The sequence below is a fragment of the Corynebacterium sp. genome (genome assembly GCF_052107835.1).
Lineage (GTDB): Bacteria > Actinomycetota > Actinomycetes > Mycobacteriales > Mycobacteriaceae > Corynebacterium.
The window spans coordinates 1-4,337 of sequence record NZ_JBQEDF010000044.1 but is presented as its reverse complement, the minus strand read 5'-3'; the positions used below and the strand labels follow the sequence as shown (position 1 = coordinate 4,337).

At 67.1% G+C, this 4,337-nt stretch carries 3 protein-coding genes and 1 pseudogene; 2 read left to right on the top strand and 2 right to left on the bottom strand.

Features of this window, described 5'->3' with window-relative positions:
• Nucleotides 1-888, bottom strand: an 888-nt coding sequence (locus tag ACTIL2_RS11005; protein ID WP_442337513.1) for a heparan-alpha-glucosaminide N-acetyltransferase domain-containing protein, incomplete at its 3' end; no start/stop codon positions are given.
• 75 nt (nt 889-963) lie between these two features.
• Between ACTIL2_RS11005 and ACTIL2_RS11000 the strand changes: the two genes are divergently transcribed.
• Nucleotides 964-2,661, top strand: coding sequence for a gamma-glutamyltransferase (locus tag ACTIL2_RS11000; protein WP_442337512.1), 1,698 nt, complete (start codon nt 964-966; stop codon nt 2,659-2,661).
• Nucleotides 2,662-2,680: 19 nt separating this feature from the next.
• On the opposite strand, the gene ACTIL2_RS10995 is transcribed toward ACTIL2_RS11000, so the two are convergent.
• Nucleotides 2,681-3,478 carry a siderophore-interacting protein gene (locus ACTIL2_RS10995; RefSeq protein WP_442337511.1) on the bottom strand — a complete coding sequence of 266 codons (798 nt, stop codon included), beginning with the start codon at nt 3,476-3,478 and terminating at the stop codon, nt 2,681-2,683.
• A gap of 761 nt (nt 3,479-4,239) precedes the next feature.
• Here ACTIL2_RS10995 and ACTIL2_RS10990 point away from each other — a divergent pair.
• Nucleotides 4,240-4,337: pseudogene (locus tag ACTIL2_RS10990) on the top strand (ABC transporter ATP-binding protein); the annotation flags it as partial.

Sequence of the window (4,337 nt, the reverse complement as noted above, 5' to 3'; positions counted from 1 at the left end):
GTGGCGGAACCGGGTCGTGCACAGCAGCACGCATCCGGCGATCACAGCCAGGGCGAAGCCGCCGGAGCCGATGGACTCGCCCAGACCGGACGAATGCGGCTCGGCCGAGAGCTGGGAGATCCACCAGACCTCCGCCTCGTCCACCGACCGGTCGCCGAGGGGACCGATCAGCCCGTAGCCGGTGACCGCGAGCACGGCACCGCCGCCCAGCATCCACCAGGCGTGGTTGAGCGACTCCCGCAGCAGCTTCCCGGCGCCGAGACCCGCAGCCAGGAACGCCGTCCAGAGAGGGAAGGGGTAGTGCCAGCTCACCAGCAGTGAGATGTTGTCAGGGTCGTCCGGCCCACTGCCGTCCCAGACATTGTCGATACCGCCCACCACGAAGGGCATGACCACGGCGACGACGCCGGCAATGGCGAACAGGGTCCGTGGCCGCAGTGTGAGCATCGCGGCGCCGATGAGGAACAGGACACCGTAGGTCTGCAGGATCACGTGGACCGGGACATCGGTCAGGGTGAGCAGGATGCCGAACAGCCACAGCACCACCGCGCGGACCAGCAGGCGTTTTCGCCGCAGTTGCACGTCGGCGGCGGCGGACGGACCCGCGGAGGCGGCCGACCTGGGCGCCGTCAGCCCCAGGGAGATGCCCGCAAGGGTGGCGAAGAGTATGGCGGAGCGTCCATCCACGATTCCGCTCCAGGTGCCAGGTTGCGACCACTCGATCGGGGTGGTGATCACCATGTGGGCGGCGAACATGCCGAAGATCGCCAGCCCGCGCGCCAGGTCGACACCGGGCAAGCGGGCAGGCGGCTCGAGACGTGAGAGCCGGTCGGACGCCGTGGTCCGCGCTGACTCCAACCGGTGCTTGCCGTGTCCTCCTTGCTGCATTCCAACCATGCTAAGGTTTGCCGCCCCGTTGCGGTAGTCACTCCGCGTACTTCGCACGTCCGTAGAGTGGGGAAGATGATGTTGAGAATGTTCCGACGGTCCACCTCAGTGGTCGCGGTCGTGTCCGCGGCGGCCCTGGTCGCGTCCTGCACCAGTGACGACGGCTCCACGGAAGACGATGGGTCGTTGTCACCGCAGTCACCGCCGGAGTCCGCGGCCCCGTCCGCGACGGGGGAAGCCGGGGATGGGGAATCCGCTGAGTTGTCCCAGCAGGGGGTCAGCGCCGGGCACCCGTTGGCCGCCGAAGCTGGCATGGCGATGCTCGACCAGGGCGGCAACGCGGTGGACGCGGCCATCGCCGCAGCCTTCGCGGTCTCGGTCGTTGAACCGTACGCCTCCGGCATCGGCGGTGGCGGGTCCGCCTTGATCACGGGGCAGGACGGCCAGACTGACGCCGTCGACTACCGTGAGGTGGTCGCGCAGGATGGCCAGATCCCGGCGTCCAACACGGGCATCCCCGGCTTCGTCGCGGGCATGGCGGACCTGCATGAACAGCGTGGATCGCTCGACTGGGCCGAGCTGCTGCGTCCTGCGGTGGACATGGCGCAGGACGGCGTGCCGGTCACCGAGACCCTCGTCCAGCGGCGGGACGCCGGAGGCCAGGAGGCGACGGGGGGCCTGCCGCAGTTCTCGCCGGGCGGGGTGCCCGTGCAGGTGGGCGACCAACTCGTGCAGGAGGACCTGGCGAACACCTTCCGCACCCTCCAGGAACAGGGACCGGAGTCCTTCTACACCGGCGAGCTGTCCGGGATGCTGTCGGAGTTCGAGGGGATCGACCCGGAGTCGCTCGGGGAGTACTCGGTGCAGCACAATGAGCCGCCGCAGGGCGATGTCGGGGACTACCAGGTGGTGTCGTCCGCACCGGCGCTGCCCGGTGTGGCGCTGATCCGGATGCTGCAGAACCTGGAGGACGGTGGCATCGGTGAGGTGGACCCGAACTCGGTGGAGCAGGTCCGGCGCGTGTCGGACGAGTGGGCAGGTGCCGAACAGATCGCGATGAACGACCTGGGCGACACCGACTTCGTGGACGTCGACTACGACGCCATCCTGCGCGGTGGGGACGACGGCGAGCCGGATGACGCCGGCGGGGACGAGCCTGTCGCGATGGGCGACGCCCCGGTCGAGGACAGCGAGAACATGCGCAAGCCGGGCAATACCACGCACCTCACGGTGGTGGACAAGGACGGCACCGCGGTCTCGATGACGAACACCCTGACCGAGTTCTGGGGATCCGGACAGGAGGTCGGCGGGTTCTTCCTCAACGACCAACTGAGCAGGTTCTCGTCGGTGACCTCGGAGGCGAACCGCCCGGAGCCGGGCAAGCGCTCGGTGACCTGGTCTAACCCGACGATGGTCCTCGACAATGAGGGGCGTCCCGTCCTGGGGCTGGGGACGCCGGGCGGGGCGAACATCGTGAGCATCCTCGGCAACACCCTGTCGCGGTGGGCGTTGCAGGGGCAGTCACTGGACGACGCGGTGGCCGCCCCCCGGTTCCGCCTGGACCCGGCGTCCGGCACGCTGATGGTTGAGCCGGCGATGATGGACAGCCCGGTCGCGTCCCAGCTCGGTGAGCTGGGCTGGCCGACCCAGACCTCCCCCGAGGGGCTGTTCGGCTCCGTCCAGGCCCTGGAGATCGACTACGGCAACGGCACGGTGTCCGGCCCGACAGACGGGCGCCTGGAGGCCGGGGTCGTGGTCTCCGACGTGGAGTGAGGGGCCGTCCCACTCCGGTTCAGCTCGGCGAGGCCTTACCGATCTTCCAGTAGCCGCAGAAGGTCACGTTCGCCTTGGGGACGTTCCGGTCGTTCACCAGGTGTCGCCGCACGGACTTGATCAGTGCTGATTCGCCGACGGTGAAACCGTAGAGGCTGGCTGGGAGAGTCAGGTCGCGCAGGGCGGGAAGCGCGAGGGAACCGGGGTCGGCGTCCTGCTCCCGGGTCAGCCAGTGCACCGTCATCCCTTCCGGAGCGTCCACGTCCTGCCTGTCACGTTCGTCGAAGAGCTCGATGATGGCGTGGCCGGTGGCGTTGCGGGGCATGTCGCGCAGGATCCCCAGCGTGGCGGGCATTCCGCTTTCATCGGCGACGATGAGGGACTGCTCGGCGTCGACCGGCTGCCAGCCACAGCCCTGGTCGATCAGGGCGACCTCGGAGCCGGGGGCGGCGGAGCGGGCCCACGGGCCGGCGACACCGGCATCGCCGTGGACGACGAAGTCGACGTCCATCTCGCCGGTCTCCGGGCGGAACTCGCGGATGGTGTAGTTGCGGATCACGGGACGCGTTCCCTTGGGAAGGGTCACGAACTTCAGCAGGCCCCCGTAGCCGAACTTCTCGGGGAGGTTGTCGAGGCGGTCGTCCGTGCGGACCGGGATCGCCAGCCGGAACCACTGGTCGAATCCCTTGTACTCGAGGTGCTCCAGGTCGCCGCCGCTGAAGGTCACCCGCATCATGTGTGGTGTGACCTGTTCGGTGCGTGCGACCCGGGTGTGCATGAGGCCGGTTTCTGCGTGGGTGATGGTGATGTTGGGCACGGGGGCTCCTTTCGGGACTGTGGTGAGGTTTACCTCATCTTCCGAGAGGTATCAAGAGTCTGACGCCCTGGATGCCTTTGAGCTTGATGTGGTGTCTGCGGATGCGGCTCTTGTTCGGCGTGCGGCCCATGTCGCCGCTGAGTACCAGCTGTCGGTACTCGATCTTCGATCCGAATGCGGCCCATGGGACTGCACGAGCGGGGCATTGTTGAACCGACCGTTTCCCTGTCAGAGATGCTCAGGGGTGAGGCGGCCATTCACGGGAGTAGCGATTTTTGGCGTAGAGAGTGGAAAGTGTGGCAGGGCCGGTGTGGCCCCCTTTATGGCGTGGAGCAGTTTCAATCCCTCACCGGCGGCGCTCGCGATGCTGGATCTTCTGTAGGTTTCTACATTCGATCCGGTCTTCGGGGGAGAAGGGTGTTCCGGGGCTCAATGTGCCCCATCGCACCGGTTTCGGCACATCGACTTAAGAAGAAACGGTCAAACCGGTGCGATGCCGCCGGTGGGAACTCCACCACGACGGCTGTCACGCGCCGGGCGGGAGAGTTCGTTGACCGGCGCCTCTGACTCCACCTCCGGGACGATGAGCTTCATCGCCGCTTTTGTCACGGAGTACGCGATGGGTGATGCTCTCCATGGAGCGCAGTGTGGTGGGAGGGGCTCATACCAAGGTAGGACGCCGGGGTACCACGGGCGTACGCCGCACGATCAACCCCTGGGCCGATGTGGGGAGTGCAGGTCAGGCACCAGTATCAGTAACCATGATTACTGTTGAGAGTCTGTCGAAGAGGTACGGCAAGCAGCTGGCCGTTGATGATCTGTCGTTTACTGTCCCTGATGCTGCGGTGACTGGTTTCCT